The 20,271-nt window shown below is 70.8% G+C and carries 15 protein-coding genes and 1 pseudogene; 7 read left to right on the top strand and 9 right to left on the bottom strand.

The window, feature by feature from the left end:
- Nucleotides 1–22: 22 nt before the first annotated feature.
- The 3 genes from ABZ880_RS05945 to ABZ880_RS05935 all read right to left on the bottom strand — a co-directional run bounded on the left by ABZ880_RS05945 (nucleotide 23) and on the right by ABZ880_RS05935 (nucleotide 5,307).
- Nucleotides 23–886 (bottom strand): ABC transporter permease, encoded by an 864-nt coding sequence (locus ABZ880_RS05945; protein WP_361257519.1) that lies wholly within the window; start codon nucleotides 884–886, stop codon nucleotides 23–25.
- Complete coding sequence (locus ABZ880_RS05940) at nucleotides 883–3,699, bottom strand: CocE/NonD family hydrolase (protein ID WP_361257516.1); 2,817 nt, start codon at nucleotides 3,697–3,699, stop codon at nucleotides 883–885. The genes ABZ880_RS05945 and ABZ880_RS05940 overlap by 4 nt, the downstream gene beginning before the upstream one ends.
- A gap of 207 nt (nucleotides 3,700–3,906) precedes the next feature.
- A complete protein-coding gene (locus ABZ880_RS05935; protein ID WP_361257513.1) occupies nucleotides 3,907–5,307 on the bottom strand; it encodes an APC family permease in 1,401 nt (466 codons plus the stop codon).
- Nucleotides 5,308–5,606: 299 nt separating this feature from the next.
- Between ABZ880_RS05935 and ABZ880_RS05930 the strand changes: the two genes are divergently transcribed.
- Nucleotides 5,607–6,446, top strand: a complete 840-nt coding sequence (locus ABZ880_RS05930; protein ID WP_361257510.1) for a hypothetical protein — start codon at nucleotides 5,607–5,609, stop codon at nucleotides 6,444–6,446.
- A gap of 65 nt (nucleotides 6,447–6,511) precedes the next feature.
- Here the strand turns inward: ABZ880_RS05930 and mmsA are convergent, their stop codons facing one another.
- From mmsA to iolC, 5 genes and pseudogenes are all read right to left on the bottom strand, one after another.
- On the bottom strand, nucleotides 6,512–8,014 hold the full coding sequence (mmsA, locus tag ABZ880_RS05925; RefSeq protein WP_361257507.1) for a CoA-acylating methylmalonate-semialdehyde dehydrogenase: 1,503 nt from the start codon (nucleotides 8,012–8,014) through the stop codon (nucleotides 6,512–6,514).
- A 14-nt stretch (nucleotides 8,015–8,028) separates the two neighbouring features.
- A complete protein-coding gene (gene iolD, locus ABZ880_RS05920) occupies nucleotides 8,029–9,912 on the bottom strand; it encodes a 3D-(3,5/4)-trihydroxycyclohexane-1,2-dione acylhydrolase (decyclizing) (protein ID WP_361257504.1) in 1,884 nt (627 codons plus the stop codon).
- A 58-nt stretch (nucleotides 9,913–9,970) separates the two neighbouring features.
- Nucleotides 9,971–10,147, bottom strand: a pseudogene (locus tag ABZ880_RS05915) (5-deoxy-glucuronate isomerase); the annotation flags it as partial.
- 44 nt (nucleotides 10,148–10,191) lie between these two features.
- A complete protein-coding gene (locus ABZ880_RS05910) occupies nucleotides 10,192–11,112 on the bottom strand; it encodes a deoxyribose-phosphate aldolase (protein ID WP_361258174.1) in 921 nt (306 codons plus the stop codon).
- 53 nt (nucleotides 11,113–11,165) lie between these two features.
- Complete coding sequence (gene iolC, locus ABZ880_RS05905; protein ID WP_361257501.1) at nucleotides 11,166–12,116, bottom strand: 5-dehydro-2-deoxygluconokinase; 951 nt, start codon at nucleotides 12,114–12,116, stop codon at nucleotides 11,166–11,168.
- Nucleotides 12,117–12,241: 125 nt separating this feature from the next.
- Between iolC and ABZ880_RS05900 the strand changes: the two genes are divergently transcribed.
- The 4 genes from ABZ880_RS05900 (at nucleotide 12,242) to ABZ880_RS05885 (ending at nucleotide 15,460) form a co-directional block, all read left to right on the top strand.
- Complete coding sequence (locus tag ABZ880_RS05900) at nucleotides 12,242–13,159, top strand: sugar phosphate isomerase/epimerase (protein WP_361258171.1); 918 nt, start codon at nucleotides 12,242–12,244, stop codon at nucleotides 13,157–13,159.
- Between the two features lie 103 nt (nucleotides 13,160–13,262).
- Entirely contained in the window at nucleotides 13,263–14,234 is a 972-nt protein-coding gene (locus ABZ880_RS05895; protein ID WP_361257498.1) for a helix-turn-helix domain-containing protein, read from the top strand.
- 392 nt (nucleotides 14,235–14,626) lie between these two features.
- Nucleotides 14,627–14,827: a MerR family transcriptional regulator gene (locus ABZ880_RS05890; RefSeq protein WP_361257495.1), complete on the top strand. Its 201-nt coding sequence runs from the start codon at nucleotides 14,627–14,629 to the stop codon at nucleotides 14,825–14,827.
- Between the two features lie 66 nt (nucleotides 14,828–14,893).
- A complete protein-coding gene (locus tag ABZ880_RS05885; RefSeq protein WP_361257492.1) occupies nucleotides 14,894–15,460 on the top strand; it encodes a GNAT family protein in 567 nt (188 codons plus the stop codon).
- Here ABZ880_RS05885 and ABZ880_RS05880 read toward each other — a convergent pair.
- Nucleotides 15,441–16,484 (bottom strand): zinc-dependent alcohol dehydrogenase family protein, encoded by a 1,044-nt coding sequence (locus tag ABZ880_RS05880; RefSeq protein ID WP_361257489.1) that lies wholly within the window; start codon nucleotides 16,482–16,484, stop codon nucleotides 15,441–15,443. The genes ABZ880_RS05885 and ABZ880_RS05880 overlap by 20 nt on opposite strands.
- Before the next feature lie 231 nt (nucleotides 16,485–16,715).
- Between ABZ880_RS05880 and ABZ880_RS05875 the strand changes: the two genes are divergently transcribed.
- Both ABZ880_RS05875 and ABZ880_RS05870 read left to right on the top strand, forming a co-directional pair.
- The gene (locus ABZ880_RS05875; RefSeq protein WP_361257486.1) at nucleotides 16,716–16,955 is read left to right on the top strand and encodes a heavy-metal-associated domain-containing protein; all 240 of its coding nucleotides are present in this window, start codon (nucleotides 16,716–16,718) and stop codon (nucleotides 16,953–16,955) included.
- A gap of 19 nt (nucleotides 16,956–16,974) precedes the next feature.
- Nucleotides 16,975–19,227, top strand: a complete 2,253-nt coding sequence (locus ABZ880_RS05870) for a heavy metal translocating P-type ATPase (RefSeq protein ID WP_361257484.1) — start codon at nucleotides 16,975–16,977, stop codon at nucleotides 19,225–19,227.
- Nucleotides 19,228–20,271 lie beyond the last annotated feature (1,044 nt).

The raw sequence follows: 20,271 nt of genomic DNA, 5'->3' as shown, positions 1-20,271 counted from the left end.
CGGTGGGAGATCCTCCGTTGACCTAGGACACCACGTCCTTGCGGGCGAAACCCCGGAAGGCCAGGGCGAACAGCACGAGCGCGTACGTTATGGAAATCGCCGTGCCCTGGATCATGCCGGACCACTCGGGGTGCGGCTGGACGGCGTCCGCCCACGCGAACTGCCAGTGCGCGGGCAGGAAGTCGCGCCAGTCGCCGAGGGCCGTCACGGCGTCCAGGACGTTGCCGACGATGGTGAGGCCGACCGCGCCGCCGACGGCGCCGAGGGGCGCGTCGGTCTTCGTCGACAGCCAGAACGCCAGCCCGGCGGTGACCAGTTGGGACACGAAGATGTACGCCACGACCACGAGCAGGCGCTGGGCGGCCGTCCCCGAGTCCAGCGCGCCGCCGGTGGGGATCTGGAGGGGTCCCCAGCCGTAGGCGGCCGTGCCCACGGCGAGCGCGACCACGGGCAGCAGGATCATCGCGGCCAGGCTGAGCCCGAGCCCGACGACGAGCTTGGACCACAGCAGGCGGGCGCGCGGCACGGGGGCGGCGAGCAGATAGCGCAGGGAGGACCAGCCGGCCTCCGAGGCGACCGTGTCCCCGCAGAACAGGGCGACCGGGATGACGAGCAGGAAGCCCGCGGAGACGAAGAGGTTGACGGCGGCGAAGTTGGCGCCGGACGCGGTGGCCGTGTCCATCAGCGTGACCTGGCCGTTGCGGCCGCTCGGGTCGCCGCCGATCGCGAACGCGATCAGCAGCACGAACGGCAGCGCGGCGAGGATCCCGCCCATGACCAGCGTCCGCCGCCGCTTCAACTGCCGGACGAGCTCGACCCGGAGGGGCAGGGTGCGGCCCGCCTTGTACCCCGAGGCGGTCTCGGTGCGCTCGACGAGCGTGCTCATGCGGAACCTCCGATCAGAGTGAGGAAGGCGTCTTCGAGACGGCGGTGGGGGCCGAGGGAGGCCACCGGCACCTCCAGGCGCACCAGCTCCACCAGGAGACGGGCGGCGGAGCCCGAGCCGGCGGCTGCGGCCGGTTCCGTGCCGTTCGTTTCGCGTGTGGCGGTCGCGAGGGTGCCCGGCTCTGTGTCGTCACCGGTGAGCGCCTTGGGAAGTGCCGCCGTATGCCGTTGTCCGTCTGCGGCGCCGTCGTGGCTGGTCGCGCCGTTCCCCGCGCCCCTTCGGGGCGCCAGGCGTACCAGGAGGCCGCCGTCCGTCCGTGTCGCCGACTCCACTCCCGGCAGTGCGGCCACCTTCTCGAGCAGCGGGTCCGCGATGTCGGTCGCCAGGCCGACGAGGAGGGTGTCGCCGGAGCCGATGATCTCGCCGACCGGGCCCGCCTGGACGAGGCGGCCGCGGTCCATGACGACCAGATGCGTGCAGGACTGTTCGACCTCGGCCAGGAGGTGGCTGGAGACGATCACCGTGCGGCCGGCGGCCGCGTAGCGGATCATCACCTCGCGCATCTCGCGGATCTGCGGCGGGTCGAGGCCGTTGGTCGGCTCGTCGAGGATGAGCAGGTCCGGGAGGCCGAGCATGGCCTGGGCGATGGCCAGGCGCTGGCGCATGCCCTGGGAGTAGGTGCGCACCGCTCGGGCGAGGGCGTCGCCGAGGCCGGCGATCTCCAGGGCCTCGTCCAGGTGTGCGTCCTCGGCCGGACGGCCCGTCGCCTGCCAGTACAGCTCCAGGTTCTCGCGGCCGGAGAGGTGCGGCAGGAAGCCCGCGCCCTCGACGAACGCGCCGACCCGGGACAGGACCGGGGAGCCGGGGCGGATCGCGTGGCCGAAGACGCGGATCTCGCCGCCGTCCGGCTTGATCAGGCCCATCAGCATGCGGAGGGTGGTGGTCTTGCCTGCGCCGTTGGGGCCGAGCAGGCCCAGGACCTGGCCCTTCTCCACGCGGAAGGACAGGTCCCGTACCGCGTAACGGTCCGCCGACCTCGCGTACCGCTTGCTCAAGTCCGTGATCTGGAGCGGGACTTCGGCGAGCTCGGGGGCGGGGGGCGGTGCCGTGGTCGTGCGGCGGCGGCTGGTCAGGAGAAGCGCCAGGGCGATCACCGCGCCGGTCAGCGGGAGCCACCACACCCAGGACGGGAGCGGGGCGGCCGCGGTCGTGACGCCGGGTGCGGTCGGCACCTCGAGGTCGCCGTCGACGGAGACGGTGTACGTCGCCGGGGTGGCCGGGGAGGCGTAGCCCAGGTCGGTGGAGGCGAGGACCAGGCGCAGACGGTGGCCCTGCTCGACCTCGTGGTCGACGGCCGGGAGCGTGATCGTCACGTCCTTGCCGGCCTTCGCGCCCTCGACCCGGATGGGGGCCACCAGCTGCGAGGGCAGCACGGGTGTGCCGGCGCCGGGTCCGACGTCGTAGACCTTCCCGAAGAGCACGGCGTCTTCGCTGGTCGACTTCACGTGGACGGTGACCGTCGGCGACCCGGTGATCCGCATGCTGTTGCGCACCGGTGCCGACTCGAACTGCGCGAACTGGCCGGGGAAGTCCAGCGACACCCCGACGCCGAGCGAGGAGAGCTGCGCGAGACCGCCTCCGCCGAGGCCGGGCAGGGCGGAGACGGCGGGCGGGCTGGCGCCTGCCGGGTTGTCGAAGCTCTGTGTGTTGCCGGTCAGGGCGATGGACTTCCGGCCGCTCTCCAGGCCGGGATAGGTGTCGCCGCTCGCGCCCCGGAGTTGGGCCGCGCCGTCGGTGGAGTCGACGCCTCCGGTGCGGGTGACACGGAAGGCCGGGCCGGTGTCCGTGGCCTTGTCGTCCTTGAGGTAGCGGTCGAACCAGGCACGCACGCGTGACTGGACGCGGCTCGTCTCCATGTCGCCGCCGTCGTGTCCGCCCGCGATCCAGTCGACGTCGACGGGGGCGCCGTTGGCGCGGATGGCCCTCGCGGCGGCGTCGGCCTGGCCGAGCGGGAAGAGGGAGTCCGTCTGGCCCTGCAGCAGGAGTGTGGGCACCTTGATGCGGTCGCCCACGGCGGACGGGGAGCGGGCCTCGAGGAGTTCACGCGCCTGTGCGTCCGGCTTGCCCGACTCGGCCACGCGCTCGTACATCCGGCACAGCTCGGGCTGGAACTTGTCGCAGCCGCCGCCGGTGTTGACGAAGATGCCGGCCCAGAGCTTCTTGAAGACGCCGTTCGGGAACAGGGCGTCCGCCAGGTTCCAGTACGTGATCGCCGGGGCGATGGCGTCCACACGGTGGTCGTGGCCTGCCGCCAGCAGGGAGATCGCGCCGCCGTAGGAAGCGCCTGCGACGCCGACGCGCGGGTCGCCGGGCTTGTCGAGTTCGACCTGGGGTTGTTCCGCCAGCCAGTCGATCAGCTTCGAGACGTCGGCGACCTCGCCCTTGGGGTCGTTCAGGCCGATCTTGCCTGTGGATCTGCCGAAGCCGCGGGCCGACCAGGTCAGTACCGCGTAGCCGTCCTCGGCCAGGTCCTCCGCCTGCTGCCGTACGTCCTGCTTGGTGCCGCCGAATCCGTGGGCCAGGAGCACGGCGGGGCGCCTGCCGGCCGGGCCCGCAGTGAAGTACGAGGTGTCGATGCGTACGCCGTCCACGGACATGATCCGGTCGGCGCGGTGTACCTGCGGTGCGTCGTCGGAGGCGGTGGCTACCGTCCACGTACCTGCACCGGCGAGTACGACGACGGCGGCCCCGGCGGCCAGTAGCCTCCGGGGCCCCCGAAGCAGCCCTCGCAGGCGGGGCGGTCGAAGATCCATGTCTCAACGGTACGGGGAGTCTCCGACAGTGGGAGCAGACCCCGGGGTGAACGGGCGGCCATCCCGTGGGAGTACGGGGTGGTCCTCTTGTACCGCGACTGGTGTACGGCTACGAACTCGGTTCGTTCTGTGATTTGCCGGGCGCGGGTTCGTTGTGGCTTGTCGCGCCCACGCGGCGCAGCCGCAAATCGATACAGCCCCGCGCCCCTAAAAGCGCTCGTCGTCCGGCAGTGAAACAAGCCACCGCGTGGCCTTGCGCGGGCGCAGGTACAGCGCCCAGTACAGGGTGGCCGCCGCAGTGATGCCGCCCGTCCACAGCAGGTAGCTCACCTCCTGCTGGCTCAGGATGTACGCCAGGACCGCGATGAGCAGGACCGGCATCGCCGGCCACAGGGGCATGCGCCACGCGTGCGTGTGCTGGTGGGAGCCGCGGCGGGAGAGGAGGGCGGCCACTGCGACGAGGAGGTACATGCCCGTCACCGAGACGCCCGTGACGCCGTACAGGGTGTCGAGGTTGACGAAGCAGAGGAGGGCGCCGGGGATCCCGACCGCGAGGGTGGCCACCCAGGGGGAGCCGAAGCGGCCGAGCTTGGCGAAGACGTTGTTGACCGGGGTGGGCCAGGCCTTGTCGCGGGCCGAGGCGAACAGGACTCGGGAGTTCTGGATGACCATGACGATGCCCGCGTTGATGATCGCGAGGGCCACGCACAGGCTGACGAAGGTGCCGACCGCGGAGTTGGACCAGGCGGTGACCATGGAGCTGATGTCGCCGCCGGTGAGTTCGGAGAGGTCCGAGGCGCCCATCGTGATCGCCACCACCGGGACCAGGATGATCACCGTGGAGATGGCGAGGGTGGCCAGAACCGTGCGGGCCACGTTGCGGCGCGGGTTCTCCAGTTCCTCGGAGAGGTAGACGGCCGTCGAGAAGCCCTGGGTGACGAAGAGGGCGATGGCCAGACCCGAGACCACCAGCATCGCCGTCACCGTGTCGTTGTGGCCGTCCGCGCCGGCCACCTGCATCGACACCAGACTGCCCACGCCCCGCTCGCTGTGCGCGAAGCCCAGGACCGCCACCACGGCCGCCGCGATGACCTCCAGGACCAGGAAGATGCCGGTGATCCAGGCGTTGGCGCGCAGGTCGAGCAGGCCGGCGAGGGTCGCGAGCAGCATGACGCCGGCTCCCGCGATCGACGGGTCCAGGTGCACCACCAGTGCCAGGTAGTCCGCCGTACCCATCGCGATCACCGGCGGGACGATCATCACCACCAGGAGCGAGAGGACGAAGACCAGCCAGCCGGCGAGCCGTCCGGCCATCGTCGACACCATCGCGTACTCGCCGCCCGCGCTGGGGATCAGGGTGCCCAGCTCCGAGTAGCAGAACGCCACGGCGATACAGAGGACCGAGCCGATGGCGATCGTCAGGGCGGTTGCGGTGCCCAGCGAGCCGAACAGGTCCGGGACGACCACGAAGAGGGTGGAGGCGGGCGTCACGCACGACAGCGTGAGGAGGGTCCCGCCCACCACCCCGATGGAGCGCTTGAGCTGCGTGGGACTGCTGTCCGGTGCCTCTGGGACGGCGGTGTCGACAGGGCGGAGCGTGTCGGTCATCAAGCGGTTCCGATCGACTCGTGCGGAACGCCTCCGGCGGTGGGGCGGTGTTGCATGGAACCCCGACGAAAACCATCGCGTCAATGGGTGTTCTGCTGCGGAATCCGTAGATCAATCGCACTGAAACGCGCGGATACGGTGTTCCCGTCAGGTCCTACCGCCCTGTTGAGCCGTACGGAAATCGCAGGGGCCGCGGCGAAAAAACGGGAGGACGTCCGGGATCCGGACCTGTCAGTGTGTCCCGCTACAGTCATCGATCAAGAAACTCACAACCGAATCACAGCAATGGGTGGGGACTCATGAAGCTGAAGTACACCGCTGCCTGGGTGGGGTTCACGGCAGCGGCGATGGTCGCGGTGTCCGCGTGCGGCGCGGAGAGCGCGAAGACCGCGGCCAAGGCCGTGGACAACGCCGACAAGATCATGGCGGTGCTGGCGCGGGCGACCGACCGGACCGAGCAGCTCGGCTCGGCCGAGGTCAAGGTGAGCACCGACATGGGCACGGGCACCCCGATCGCCATGAACGGCACCTACTCCTGGGGCGACGGCCTCGCGTTCGACGCCCTGATGGACACCAAGGCCGCCCAGCTGCAGCAGCTGCACGCCAGCCCGACGACCCGGATCCTGTTCGTGGACGGCGCCTACTACTACGACATCGACCCGCAGTCCTCCGGCCCGCTCCGGGGCAAGGAGTGGATGAAGATCGACTCCTCGGCGATCTTCGGCGACAAGGGCTCGCAGGCCTTCAGCGGCAGCAGCGGGGGCAACCCGGCGGCCTCGATGAAGAGCCTCAAGTACGCGAACAACGTCAAGGACCTCGGCAAGGAGACCGTCGACGGGCAGACCACGACGCACTACCGGGCCGTGGTCGACAAGGCGCACATGGGCAGGTTCAAGGACGCCTACGGCGACGACAGCAACGTCATGGGCTCGCTGACCGGCGGCGCCGACTCGCTGACCATGGACATCTGGGTCGGGCCCAAGGACCTGCCGGTCCGGCTGAAGCAGCAGATCGGCGCCGTGAAGGTGACCATGGACTTCGAGAAGTTCGGCGCCACGGCCCCAGTGAAGGCCCCGGCGGCCGCGCAGGTCGGCGACCTCACGGAGGCGATAAAGAAGAACCAGGGGCAGCAGGGCTGACCCGGACATGGCGGTGCCCCGCCCTCCCGGAGAGACTCTCCGGGAGGGCGGGGCACCGCAGGTTCTCAGTGGTTGCGGGGGAAGCCGAGGTCGACGCCGGCGGGGGCGTCGGCGGGGTCGGGCCAGCGGGTGGTGACGACCTTGCCCCGGGTGTAGAAGTGGGTGCCGTCGTTGCCGTAGATGTGGTGGTCGCCGAAGAGCGAGTCCTTCCAGCCGCCGAAGCTGTGGTAGCCGACGGGGACCGGGATCGGGACGTTGACGCCGACCATGCCGGCCTCGATCTCCAGCTGGAAGCGGCGCGCGGCGCCGCCGTCACGGGTGAAGATCGCGGTGCCGTTGCCGAACGGCGAGGCGTTGATGAGGGCCACGCCCTCCTCGTACGTGTCGACGCGCAGCACGGACAGCACCGGGCCGAAGATCTCGTCCTGGTAGGCCTTGGCGGTGGTGGGCACCTTGTCGAGCAGCGAGATGCCGATCCAGTGGCCGTCCTCGAAGCCCTCGACCGTGTAGCCGGTGCCGTCGAGCACGACCTCGGCGCCCTCGGCGGCGGCGCCCTCCACGTAGGAGGCCACCTTGTCGCGGTGCACCTTGGTGATCAGCGGGCCCATCTCGGAGGTGGGGTCGTTGCCGGGCCCGATCTTGATCTTCTCGGCGCGCTCGCGGATCTTGTCCACCAGCTCGTCGCCGATGGAGCCGACCGCGACCACCGCGGAGATGGCCATGCAGCGCTCGCCCGCGGAGCCGTAGGCGGCGGAGACGGCCGCGTCCGCCGCCGCGTCCAGGTCGGCGTCCGGGAGGACGAGCATGTGGTTCTTGGCGCCGCCCAGCGCCTGCACGCGCTTGTGGTTGGCGGCGGCGGTGGTGTGGATGTAGCGGGCGATCGGGGTCGAGCCGACGAAGGAGACGGCCTTGACGTCCGGGTGCTCCAGGAGGCGGTCGACGGCCACCTTGTCGCCGTGCACGACGTTGAAGACGCCGTCCGGCAGACCGGCCTCGGCCAGCAGCTCGGCGATCTTGATGGAGGCCGACGGGTCCTTCTCGGACGGCTTCAGCACGAACGTGTTGCCGGTCGCGATGGCGATCGGGAACATCCACATCGGCACCATGGCCGGGAAGTTGAACGGCGTGATGCCGGCGACGACACCGAGCGGCTGGCGGATGGACGAGACGTCCACGCGGCTGGCCACCTCGGTCGACAGCTCGCCCTTGAGCTGCACGGTGATCCCGCACGCCAGGTCCACGATCTCCAGGCCGCGGGCCACCTCGCCCAGCGCGTCGCTGTGCACCTTGCCGTGCTCGGCGGTGATCAGCTCGGCGATCGCGTCCCGGTTCGCCTCGAGCAGCGCCCGGAACCTGAACAGGATCGTGGTCCGCTTGGCCAGCGAAGAGGTGCCCCAGGTCGCGAAGGCGTCCTTGGCGGCGGCGACCGCGGCGTCCACCTCGTCGACCGAGGCGAACGCGACCTTCGTCGTCACGGCGCCGGTCGCCGGGTCGGTGACCGGGCCGTAGTTCCCCGACGTGCCCTCGGCGGTCTTGCCGCCGATCCAGTGGTTGACGATTTTCGTCATGACCGGTTTCTCCTTCACAGATGGCGGCGTCGGGTCGAGACGTGCCGTTCGTACAGCTCACGGGCCTTCACCGCCGACGGTCGGGTCGCGGTCTCGGCCACAGGTACATCCCACCAGGCCTGCGCCGGCGGCGGGCCCGACACAGTGTCGGCCGTTTCGGTCTCGACGTAGACACATGTGGGTGTGTCGGCGGCGCGGGCCACGGCCAGAGCGTCCCGCAGGTCGCCGACGGTCTTCGCACGCAACACGCGCATGCCCAGGCTCGCGGCGTTCGCGGCGAGATCCACGGGCAGCGGCGCCCCCGTGTACGTACCGTCGTCCGACTGGAAGCGGTAGGCCGTGCCGAACCGCTCGCCGCCCACCGACTCGGACAGGCCGCCGATGGACGCGTACCCGTGGTTCTGCACGAGCAGCACCTTGATCGCGATGCCCTCCTGCACCGCGGTCACGATCTCCGTCGGCATCATCAGATACGTGCCGTCGCCGACCAGCGCCCAGACCGGCCGCTCGGGGGCGGCCATCTTCACGCCGATCGCGGCCGGGATCTCGTAGCCCATGCAGGAGTAGCCGTACTCCAGGTGGTACTGGTCCCGCGAGCGCGCCCGCCACAGCTTGTGCAGGTCGCCCGGGAGGGAGCCGGCCGCGTTGATGATCACGTCCGACTCGTCCACCAGAGCGTCGAGCGCGCCCAGGACCTGCGGCTGCGTCGGCCGTACGTCCGGCTCGTCGGCCTCGTAGCAGGCGTCGACGCGCTGCTCCCAGCGCTCCTTGTCCTCGGTGTACTCGGTGACGTAGGAGGCCGCGACCCGGTACGCATGCGTGTCCAGCGCCGCCGTCAGCTCCTGCAGTCCGCTGCGGGCGTCCGCGATCAGCGGCATCCCGGCGAGCTTGTGGCCGTCGAAGGGCGCGATGTTGAGGTTGAGGAAGCGGACGCCCTGGCCGGTGAAGAGGGTGCCGGAGGCCGTGGTGAAGTCGGTGTAGCGCGTGCCGACGCCGATCACCAGGTCGGCGGTGCGGGCGAGTTCGTCGGCGGTCGCCGTGCCGGTGTGGCCCACTCCCCCGACGTCCTGGGGATGGTCGTAGCGCAGAGAACCCTTGCCGGCCTGGGTGGAGGCGACCGGTATGCCGGTGCTCTCCGCGAACTCGACGAGGGCCTCCTCGGCCCGGCTGTGGTGGACGCCGCCGCCCGCGATCGCCAGCGGCCTGCGCGCGCCCCTGATCGCCCTTACCGCATCGGCGAGTTCGGTCGGGTCGGCCCCCGGACGCCGTACGACCCAGGTGCGCTCGGCGAAGAACTCGTCCGGCCAGTCGTACGCCTCGGCCTGAACGTCCTGCGGAAGAGCGAGAGTCACGGCGCCGGTCTCGACGGGGTCGGTGAGCACGCGCATGGCGTTCAGGGCCGACGGGATCAGGGCCTCGGGGCGCGTGATGCGGTCGAAGTACTTCGACACCGGGCGCAGGCTGTCGTTGACGGACACATCGCCGGCGTACGGGACCTCGAGCTGCTGGAGGACCGGGTCCGCGGGGCGGGTGGCGAAGACGTCGCCGGGGAGGAGCAGGACCGGGAGGTGGTTGACGGTGGCGAGCGCGGCGCCCGTCACGAGGTTGGTCGCCCCCGGGCCGACGGAGGTCGTCACGGCATGCGTGGACAGCCGGTTGGACTGCCGCGCATAGCCGACTGCCGCGTGCACCATGGCCTGTTCGTTACGGCCTTGGTGGTACGGCATGTCGTCGGCGTACTCGACGAGCGCCTGGCCGATCCCGGCGACGTTGCCATGGCCGAAGATGCCCCAGGTCGCGCCGATCAGCCGCTGCCGTACGCCGTCGCGTTCGGTGTGCTGGGCGGCGAGGAAGCGTACGAGTGCCTGCGCGACCGTGAGCCTCGTCGTCGAGGTCATCGACATCCCTCCTTCATCGATGGACTCGGGTACGCAACGGCTGCCACCGGCGTTCACACATGGGGACCTCCGGCGCGGGGCCGTAGCGGGCGGGGAGTCTTCGCTCGCACTTCGCTCCTGCCAGGGCGAAGCGGCTTCCCGCGCCGGAGGCGATCTGGACCCGGGCGTCCCGGGGTGCCTGCGCGACGTCGGTGACCGACGCGAACACGCTTTCCCCGCCCAGGAGTTGGAACTCGGCTGTGGTGACTTCGGTGCCTGTTTGCACGGTACATCCGCCCCTCACAGCAGTCCTACCGCGGTGTCCACCGCGGCGGCCACATCGCCGTCCGCCGGGTACAGCAGCGAACGGCCGACCACCAGGCCGCGCACGGTGGGCAGTTGGAGGGCGCCGCGCCACTTCTCGTACGCGCCGTCCTGGTCGTCACCGACCTCGCCGCCGAGCAGGACGGCCGGGAGCGTGGAGGTCTCCATGACCTCGGCCATGTCGTCGGGGTTCTCGGTGACCGGCAGCTTCAGCCAGGTGTAGGCCGAAGTGCCGCCCAGACCGGAGGCGATGGCGATGGACTTGGTGACGGCCTCGGCGGACAGGTCGTTCTTCAGCCTGCCCTCCTCGGTACGGCGGCTGATGAACGGCTCGACGAAGAGCGGGAGCCGGCGGGCGGCCATGTCGTCGATGGCGCGGGCGGTGGACTCCAGGGTGGTGAGGGAGCCCGGGTCGTCGTAGTCGATGCGCAGCAGCAGCTTGCCCGCGTCGAAGCCGAGCCGCTCGATGTCCTCGGCGCGGTGGCCGGTGAAGCGGTCGTCGAGTTCGAAGCTGGCGCCCTGCAGGCCGCCGCGGTTCATCGAGCCCATGACGACCTTGCCGTCGAGGGCGCCGAGCAGGAGCAGGTCGTCGAGGATGTCGGCGGTCGCGAGGACGCCGTCGACGCCGGGGCGGGACAGGGCCAGGCAGAGGCGTTCGAGCAGGTCGGCGCGGTTGGCCATGGCGAACTTGCGGTCGCCGACGCCGAGGGCGCCGCGGGCCGGGTGGTCGGCGGCGACGATCATCAGCCGGCCGGAGTCGTTCAGCAGCGGCCTGCGGGTGCGGCGGGCGGCCGCCTCCGCTATCGCCTCGGGGCGGTGGGCGCGGATGCGGACGAGTTCGCCGACGTCGACGGTCGGGGACGCGGCCGGGGCTTCGCTCCTCGCAGCCACAGTCATGCCCAGGCAGCCGGTGTCGCCCGTCTCGTCCACGCCCTTGCGGCGGCGCGTGCTCACAGCACCGCTCCGGCCTTGAGGGCGGACTCGATCTCGTCGACGGTCGGCATGGCGGAGGAGCACTCCAGGCGGGAGGCGACGATCGCGCCGGCCGCATTGCCGTGCCGCATGATCGTCTCCAGGTCCCAGCCCTCCAGCAGACCGTTGCAGAGGGAGCCACCGAAGGCGTCGCCCGCTCCGAGGCCGTTGAGGACGTTCACCGGGAGCGGGGGGACCTCGGCGGAGTCGCCCTTGCTGCTGACGGCGAGGACGCCCTTGGGGCCCTGCTTGACGACGGCGATCTCGACACCGGCGTCCAGCAACGCCTGCGCGGCGGCCTGCGGTTCGCGCACCCCGGTGGCGACCTCGACCTCGTCGAGGTTGCCGACCGCGACGGTGGTGTGGCGCAGGGCCTCCCGGTAGAAGGGGCGCGCGGAGTCGGGGTCCTTCCAGAACATGGGGCGCCAGTCGAGGTCGAAGACCGTCGTACCGGACTTGGCTCGGTGGGCGAGGGCCGCCAGCGTCGCCGTACGGCTCGGCTCCTCGCTCAGGCCGGTGCCGGTGACCCAGAAGATACGGGCGTCCCGGATGGCGTCGAGGTCGAGCTCGTGGGCGTCTGTCTCCAGGTCGGGAGCCTTGGGCTGCCGGTAGAAGTACAGCGGGAAGTCGTCCGGCGGGAAGACCTCGCAGAACGTGACCGGCGTGGGCAGGCCCGGGACCGGGGTGACCCAGCGGTCGTCGACGCCGAAGCCCTGCAGGGCCTCGTGGAGGTAGGCGCCGAAGGGGTCGTCGCCGGTGCGCGTGATCACGGCCGTGCGGCGTCCCAGGCGGGCCGCGGCGACCGCGACGTTCGTCGCCGAGCCGCCGAGGAACTTGCCGAAGGACGTCACCTGCGGCAGCGGGACGCCGGTCTGGAGCGGATACAGGTCCACTCCGATCCGCCCCATGGTGATCAGGTCGTACGCCATCGGCATCCCTTCGTCACGGCTCTCCCCGCGTTTGTAGTCCCGGGTGCTCGACCCTGTCAATGTTTTGTCCAGACATTCGGACGAGACCTTGACAGCGCTTGCTGCTCGCGCTGAAGCTGACCGCCATGACGTCGTTGTCTCCTCAGTCCTCACTCTCCCGCATCCGGATCGGGTCGGCTCCCGACTCGTGGGGTGTGTGGTTCCCCGACGATCCGCAGCAGGTCCCCTGGCAGAGGTTCCTCGACGAGGTCGCGCAGTCCGGCTACGAGTGGATCGAGCTGGGTCCCTACGGGTATCTGCCGACCGATCCGACCGTCCTCACGGAGGAAACCTCGCGCCGCGGCCTGAAGGTGTCCGCCGGCACGGTGTTCACGGGGCTGCACCACGGTGCGGCCGTCTGGGAGAAGACCTGGGCGCACGTCGCCGACAACGCGGTGCTTGCGCAGGCCATGGGTGCGAGGCATCTCGTTGTCATTCCGTCGTTCTGGCGGGACGACAAGACCGGCGAGGTGCTGGAGCCGGACACGCTGACGGTCGAGCAGTGGCGGAATCTCACTTCGCTGACCGAGCGGCTCGGGCGGGAGGTGCGGGAGCGGTACGGGTTGCAGATCGTCGTGCATCCGCATGCCGACACCCACATCGACAGCGAGGAGAACGTCGTACGGTTCCTCGACGGGACCGACTCCGATCTGGTGTCCCTGTGTCTGGACACGGGGCACTACGCGTACTGCGGTGGGGACAGCGTCAAGCTCATCGAGACGTACGGGGAGCGGATCGGGTATCTGCATCTCAAGCAGGTGGATCCGGAGATCCTCGCGGATGTGCGGGCCAATGAGGTGCCGTTCGGGCCGGCTGTCGCGCGCGGTGTGATGTGCGAGCCGCCGGCCGGTGTGCCTGCGCTTGGGCCCGTCCTGGAGGCCGCGGGGAAGTTGGACGTGGATCTGTTCGCGATCGTCGAGCAGGACATGTATCCCTGCGAGCCCAGCGCTCCGCTGCCGATCGCGAAGCGTACGCGGGCGTTCCTCAGGTCGTGCGGGGCGTAAGGGCGCCTACTGGGGTGCCGGGTTCCGTGTGTCGGCGAGTGCGGGTTGTTTGGGGCTTGTCGCGCAGTTCCCCGCGCCCCTGAGGGCGTTGCAGCATGGGTGGATGACGAGTGCTGTGCGTGTGCGGTCCGGGCAGGGCGCCTGGGGGGCGTGGGAGACCGTTCTTGCTCGGCCCGATCCTCGGCTGCGGCCCGGAGTGATCAGTTATCGCGGGATACGGCTCAACCTCGACCGGCCTCGACGCCGGCTCGAGGCTCCCATCGGGGCCGCAACCCTGCTGCTCGGGTTCGAGCAGCCCGTACGTGTCTCCCGTTCCGGCCGGGCTCCGGTCACCCTTGTGTCCGTGTACTCCGGGCCGACGACCACGCCGGCCGTCGGGGAGCACAGTGGGCGGTTGTCGGGGATCGAGGTGCTGATGGCGCCTTGGGCGTCGTTCACTCTCTTCGGGACTCCGCTGTACGAACTCATCGACCGCACCATCGATCCCGACGACCTGCCGCACGCCCTGGCCACGCGACGGGTGGGCGACCGTAGGAACACCGTTCGCGAACTCTCCGCCGCGCTGGCCTCGTTGCCCACCTGGGAGGAGCGGTTCGGGTTTCTCGACGACGTGTTGGTGCGCTGGTCGGAGGCCGGGACGCCGAGTTCGGCGCGGGTCGTACGGGCCTGGTCGGAGCTGGTGCGGACGTGGGGGGCGGTGCCGGTGCGGTCGCTCGCCGAAGAAGTGGGCTGGAGCGTACGGCACCTGGAGAACCGGTTCCGGGAGCAGATCGGACTCGGCCCGAAGGTCGCGGCGCGGGTGCTGCGGCTGCAACGCGCGCGGCGGCTGCTCACGGAGGGCCGCGGCCAGGCGGAGACCGCCGCGATCTGCGGCTTCTACGACCAGGCCCATCTCAGCGGCGAGTTCAGGGCCATGACGGGGTGCACTCCGCGGGAGTTCACCATGGCCCGCGTCATCCCGCCGGTGTCGCAGCCCGGCGTGCCGACCGTCGACCGGATGACCGGCGAGGCGACGAGCCTCTTGCTCACGTCCGGGCGAAGTGCGGTTTTTTCCAAGACCGGCAGGGTCCGCTGAATGCACGCTGATCGTCCGGCCGGTTGATCCCGGGGGAGATCTCCGACCGCGCCCGCCATGGGGGAAGCGGGGGAGCCGGTGGGCCGGGCCCGGCGCAGCGGGTCCGGCCCACCTCGCCAACGCCCGTGCGCCCAGGGGCCCTTCGGCGATGTCAACGCGCCGCGCCTTCGGGTCGCCCACACCATTGCAGCACTCCTGTCACAAACGCCCCCCGTGTGTCACACATGTCATGTGTACGCGAGTGTTGCGTCACACCCGGCTCACAGGCACTGTCCTGCCCTCGCTCCCCCTCGTTTCACGAGGCACAGGCTTTGTGATCGCCAGCGCAGCGCCCGGCTCCCCCGACGGCCGCCTCCGGCCGCCCCCGCGGTGCGCGCAGGGAGGTGCACCCCATGACCGACCCACGCCTCTGGTCGTACAAGGAGATCGCTGCGCACATCAAGGTGCAGCCGGACACCGTGCGGTCCTATCGCAAGCACGGGCTGCTGCCCCCACCCGACCATGTCGAGGGCGGCAGACCCTATTGGTACGCCGACACGGTCCGGGCCTGGGTGGCTTCCAGGCCCGGCAATCGCGGTCGTAGAGACGACTGATCTCCGGCGTCCGGCCTCCTGAAAAACCACCTGTGCCCCACCTGCCGCGTGGGGCACAGTCGTCCGATGAGCAACTTCTCCGTGAAACCGTTCCTCACCGGCGAGAAGACCGTCCTGCGGCCGTTCACCGAGACGGACGCCGACACCATGTGGGAGATCATCGAGGACCCCGAGGTCCGGCGTTTCACCGGCGAATCCTCCACCGAGCTCACTCCGGAGCGGCTGCGCACCTGGTACGGCTCCCGGGCGGACCAGCCCGACCGCCTCGACCTGGCCGTCACCGACCGCGCCACCGGTGAACTCGTCGGCGAAGTCGTCCTGTACGAGTGGGATCCGGATGCCCGCAGCTGTACCTTCCGCACCCTGATCGGCCCGCGCGGCCGGAACCGGGGGCTCGGCACCGAGGCCACCCGGCTCGTCGTCGGCCACGGCTTCGAACAACTCGGCCTCCACCGGATCCAGTTGGAGGCCTATGGCCACAACCGGCGCGCCCTGCGCGTCTACGAGAAGGTCGGGTTCGTGGTGGAAGGGGTCCGGAGAGAGGTCGAGTCGCGGGACGGCATGTGGGCGGACGAGGTGATCATGGCCATCCTCGACCATGAGTGGGCCGCCCTCAGCTCCACGGTTCGATGACCGTCACCCCCGCCCCCGGCGCCGTCCCCATCGCCGCCAGGGCGGTGGGGGTCGCGTCCAGGGTGATCGTGGACGTGACGAGCAGGTCGGGGCGCAGCACTCCCGCCCGCACCAGCTCCAGCATCGGCGGGTAGGTGTGCGCGGCCATGCCGTGGCTGCCGAGGAGTTCGAGCTCCAGGGCGATCGCGCGGGCCATCGGGACGGGGGTCGTGCCGGTGGGTGAGGGGAGCAGGCCCACCTGGACGTGCCGGCCGCGGCGGCGCAGGCCGTTCACGGAGGCGGCGCAGGTGACGGGCGAGCCGAGGGCGTCGAGGGACAGATGGGCGCCGCCGCCGGTCAGGGCGAGGACCGCCGCCGCCGTGTCCGGCGTCCGCGCCGCGTCCACGCACTCCACCGCGCCGAACTTCCGTGCCAGGTCCAGGGCTTGGGGCGATACGTCGACGGCCACCACTCGCGCCCCCGACGCCGCCGCGATCATCACCGCGGACAGGCCCACCCCGCCGCACCCGTGCACCGCGACCCACTCCCCCGCCGCCACCCGGCCCTGCTGCACCACCGCGCGGTACGCCGTCGCGAACCGGCAGCCCAGGGAGGCGGCCGTGGCGCAGGACAGGTCGTCCGGGATCGCGACCAGGTTCACGTCGGCGTGGTCCAGCGCCACGTACTGCGCGAACGAGCCCCAGTGCGTGAAGCCGGGCTGCGTCTGGCGTTCGCAGACCTGCTGGTCTCCGGCCGCGCATGCCCCGCAGGTTCCGCAGGCGCACACGAAGGGGACGGTGACGCGGTCGCCGGGACGCCAGGCGGTCACTCTGCCGCCGACGGCCTCCACGACACCGGCCAGCTCGTGGCCCGGTACGTGGGGCAGGGTGATGTCGGGGTCGTGGCCCTGCCAGCCGTGCCAGTCGCTGCGGCAGAGGCCGGTGGCTTCTACGCGGACGACCACTCCGTGGTCGGCAGGGCGGGGGTCGGGCACGTCACGCACCTCGGCCGGCTCGCCGTACTGCTCGAACACCACTGCCCGCATGTGGGCTCCCATCGCCGTTTGTGTCTGCGGGTACATCGTGGCTGGTCGCGCCCCGCGGCGGAGCCGCATATCGATACAGCCCGCCCCCTGACCGGGCGCGCTTCGCCGCGACTCACCCCGCCCGACGCCCCTCGACCCTCCTTGGATGGGTACCCCCTAGGGGTATAGTGTGAGAAGTGGAGGGCCCCAGTGGGCCCCCACAGCCCCACACGCCTCGACGAGGAGAACCACATGACCGCCCAGACCGGCACCCCGGGTACCGTCACCGCCGTCTACAAGGTGAGCGGCATGAGCTGCGGACACTGCGAGGGCTCCGTCTCCGGCGAGATCTCCGAGATCCCCGGCGTCAGCTCGGTCAAGGCTGTCGCCGCGACCGGCGAGGTCACCGTCGTCTCCGAGGCCCCGCTCGACGAGGCAGCGGTGCGCACCGCGGTGGACGAGGCGGGCTTCGAGCTCGTCGCCCAGGACTGACCGGTACCGGGTGCCCGCCATGACCAGCACATCCACCCAGATTCCGATAGCCGACCCGGACACGTCAGACGTCGAGCTGCTCATCGGCGGGATGACCTGCGCCTCCTGCGCGGCCCGCGTCGAGAAGAAGCTCAACCGCATGGACGGCGTGACCGCCACGGTGAACTACGCGACGGGGAAGGCGAAGGTCGCCTACCCCGCCGGCATCCAGGTCGCCGACCTGATCACCACCGTGGTGAAGACGGGGTACACCGCCGAGGAGCCCGCACCGCCGCAGCCCGTCGAGGACGAGACGCCGGCCGCCGAGGAGGATCCCGAACTCGCCGGCTACCGCGAGCGGTTCACCGTCTCCGCCCTGCTCGCACTCCCCGTCGTGCTGCTGTCGATGATCCCGGCCCTGCAGTTCGACAACTGGCAGTGGCTCGCGCTCACCCTCGCCGCTCCCGTGGTCGTCTGGGGCGGACTGCCCTTCCACAGGGCGGCCTGGACGAACGCCCGGCACGGCGCGGCCACCATGGACACGCTGGTGTCGGTCGGCACGCTGGCCGCGTTCGGCTGGTCGCTGTGGGCGCTGTTCTTCGGTGACGCGGGCATGCCGGGCATGCACGACGAATTCCGGTTCACCGTCTCCCGTACGGACGGCGCGTCCACGATCTACCTCGAAGTGGCCGCCGGTGTCGTCGCGCTGATCCTGCTGGGCCGCTATCTGGAGGCCCGCTCCAAGCGGCGCGCGGGAGCGGCGCTCAGGGCCCTGATGGAGCTGGGCGCGAAGGACGTGTCCGTCCTGCGGGACGGCCGTGAAGTGCGCATCCCCGTGTACCGGCTGGCCGCGGGGGATCGTTTCGTCGTACGGCCCGGGGAGAAGATCGCGACCGACGGCACCGTCGTCGAGGGCATGTCGGCGGTGGACGCCTCGATGCTGACCGGCGAGTCGGTGCCGGTGGACGTGGGCGCCGGCGACGCGGTCACCGGGGCCACGGTCAACGCCGGCGGGCGGCTGGTCGTGGAGGCCACCCGGGTCGGCGCCGACACCCAGCTCGCGCGGATGGCGAAGCTGGTGGAGGACGCGCAGAACGGCAAGGCGGAGGTGCAGCGGCTCGCCGACCGGATCTCGGCGGTCTTCGTGCCCGTCGTCATCGCGATCGCGATCGGCACGTTCGGGGTGTGGCTCGGCGTCACGGGCGACAGCGCCGCCTCGTTCACCGCGGCGGTCGCGGTCCTGATCATCGCCTGCCCGTGTGCGCTGGGCCTGGCCACGCCGACCGCGCTGATGGTCGGGACGGGGCGCGGCGCGCAGCTCGGCATCCTCATCAAGGGCCCCGAGGTCCTCGAATCCACGCGCCGCGTCGACACCGTCGTACTCGACAAGACCGGAACGGTCACCAGCGGCCGCATGGCCCTTCAGGAGGTGTACGCCGCCGAAGGCGCCGACGAGGAGGAAGTACTGCGGCTCGCGGGCGCCGTCGAGCACGCCTCCGAGCACCCCGTCGCCCGGGCGGTCGCCGTGGGCGCCGAGGAGCGGGTCGGACGGCTCCCGGAGGTCGAGGGCTTCGAGAACGTGCCCGGACGGGGCGTACGCGGGCGCGTGGAGGGCCGTGAGGTGGCCGTCGGGAGGCTCGCCGAGCATGGCGCCGAGCTGCCGCCGGAGCTGGCCCGCGCCAAGGAGGAGGCCGAGCGGGGCGGTCGTACGGCCGTGGTGGTCGGCTGGGACGGAGTGGCACGCGGTGTCGTCACCGTCGCCGACGCGATCAAGGAGACCAGCGCTCAGGCCGTGCGCGAACTGCGTGCGCTGGGGCTCACGCCCGTGCTGCTGACCGGGGACAACCGTGCGGTGGCCGAGGCGGTGGCGCAATCCGTCGGCATCGAGCAGGTGATCGCGGAGGTCCTGCCCGAGGACAAGGTCGAGGCCGTACGGCGGCTGCAGGGCGAGGGGCGGAGCGTCGCGATGGTCGGCGACGGGGTCAACGACGCGGCCGCGCTGGCCGCGGCCGACCTGGGGCTGGCGATGGGGACCGGGACCGACGCGGCGATCGAGGCGGGCGACCTGACGCTGGTGCGCGGGGATCTGCGGGTGGCGGCGGACGCGATCCGGCTGTCCCGGCGGACCTTGTCGACCATCAAGGCCAACCTCGTGTGGGCCTTCGGGTACAACGTGGCCGCGCTGCCGCTGGCCGCCGCCGGGCTGCTGAATCCGATGATCGCCGGGGCGGCGATGGCCTTCTCGTCGGTGTTCGTGGTCACGAACAGCCTTCGGCTGCGGACGTTCCGCTGAACTGCGGCGAAGTTACCGGCGGTTAGGCCAAGTCGAGGCGAAAGCACCTCTGGAGTCCGGCGCCAGCCTCACATAAGCTCTTCACAAGGCTCGCGCATCATCCTTACGCTTGAGCCTCGATCGACGTATCGGGGCTCTTGCGCATCTAACGGACATATGCAAGAGACGCAGATCACAGTGATGTGAACGTAACCATCGAAGGGGTTCGAAGGTCTAAGTTGACGATGTCAGGCAGCGTCTTGGGGGGCGCCACCTGGCATCTGAGGATGTCTTGGGGGACTTCCTCAGAGTTGCGTTGCCGGGGCACGTACATCGGGAAGCTTTGAGCGGCCCTCTCGAACGTGCGTTGTCCCGGCAGACCGCACACAGGAGTAGTACGGCGACTTTTGCTCGTTCTGCTCAAACGGCAGTACAACTGCAACACCGAAAGACAGCGATTCAGGCGCTGCTCTCTCAAACGCCCGGCCGGATCCCGTGGGGGGAATCCGCACCGGGACATGGGAAGGCGCCCTGGACGTCGGCCCGTGGGGGGACCGGCGCCAGGGCGCCTTCTGTTTTTGCTCTACGCCTGGAACTCGCTCGGCGCTCGGCCGACGGCACGGCAGCGGGCCCAAGGGGCGCGAGGAACTGCGCGACAAGCCACAACGGACCCGCAGCCGCCCACACACCGCCAGCGACGAATCTTGGGCGGACGTTCCCGAAGACCCCGGTACGTCCCCAGCGTGGGGCACCAGTCACCCGGCGCCCCACCGGCGGGTGTCAGCGCTCCTCGACCGGCACCAAGTCGCGCTCGACCACGCCCGTGGCAATGCTGACCCGGGGGACAACCCCCGGACCCCCGGCCGGCCCCGACCGCCGGCGCACTACACAAGGAAGGACGGCCACGGCCAATACCAACGGGCACGATCAGCGGCGGGGCACCACTGAAGCGGCGCCCCCACCGGCAGGTGTCAGCGCTCCTCGACCGGCACCAAGTCGCGCTCGACCACGCCCGTGGCAATGCTGACCCGGGGGACAACCCCCGGACCCCCGGCCGGCCCCGAC

The sequence above is a fragment of the Streptomyces sp. NPDC047043 genome, from assembly GCF_040644055.1.
Taxonomy (GTDB): domain Bacteria; phylum Actinomycetota; class Actinomycetes; order Streptomycetales; family Streptomycetaceae; genus Streptomyces.
The sequence above is the reverse complement of the archived record's forward strand: the minus strand, read 5'-3'. Positions and strand labels throughout refer to the sequence as shown.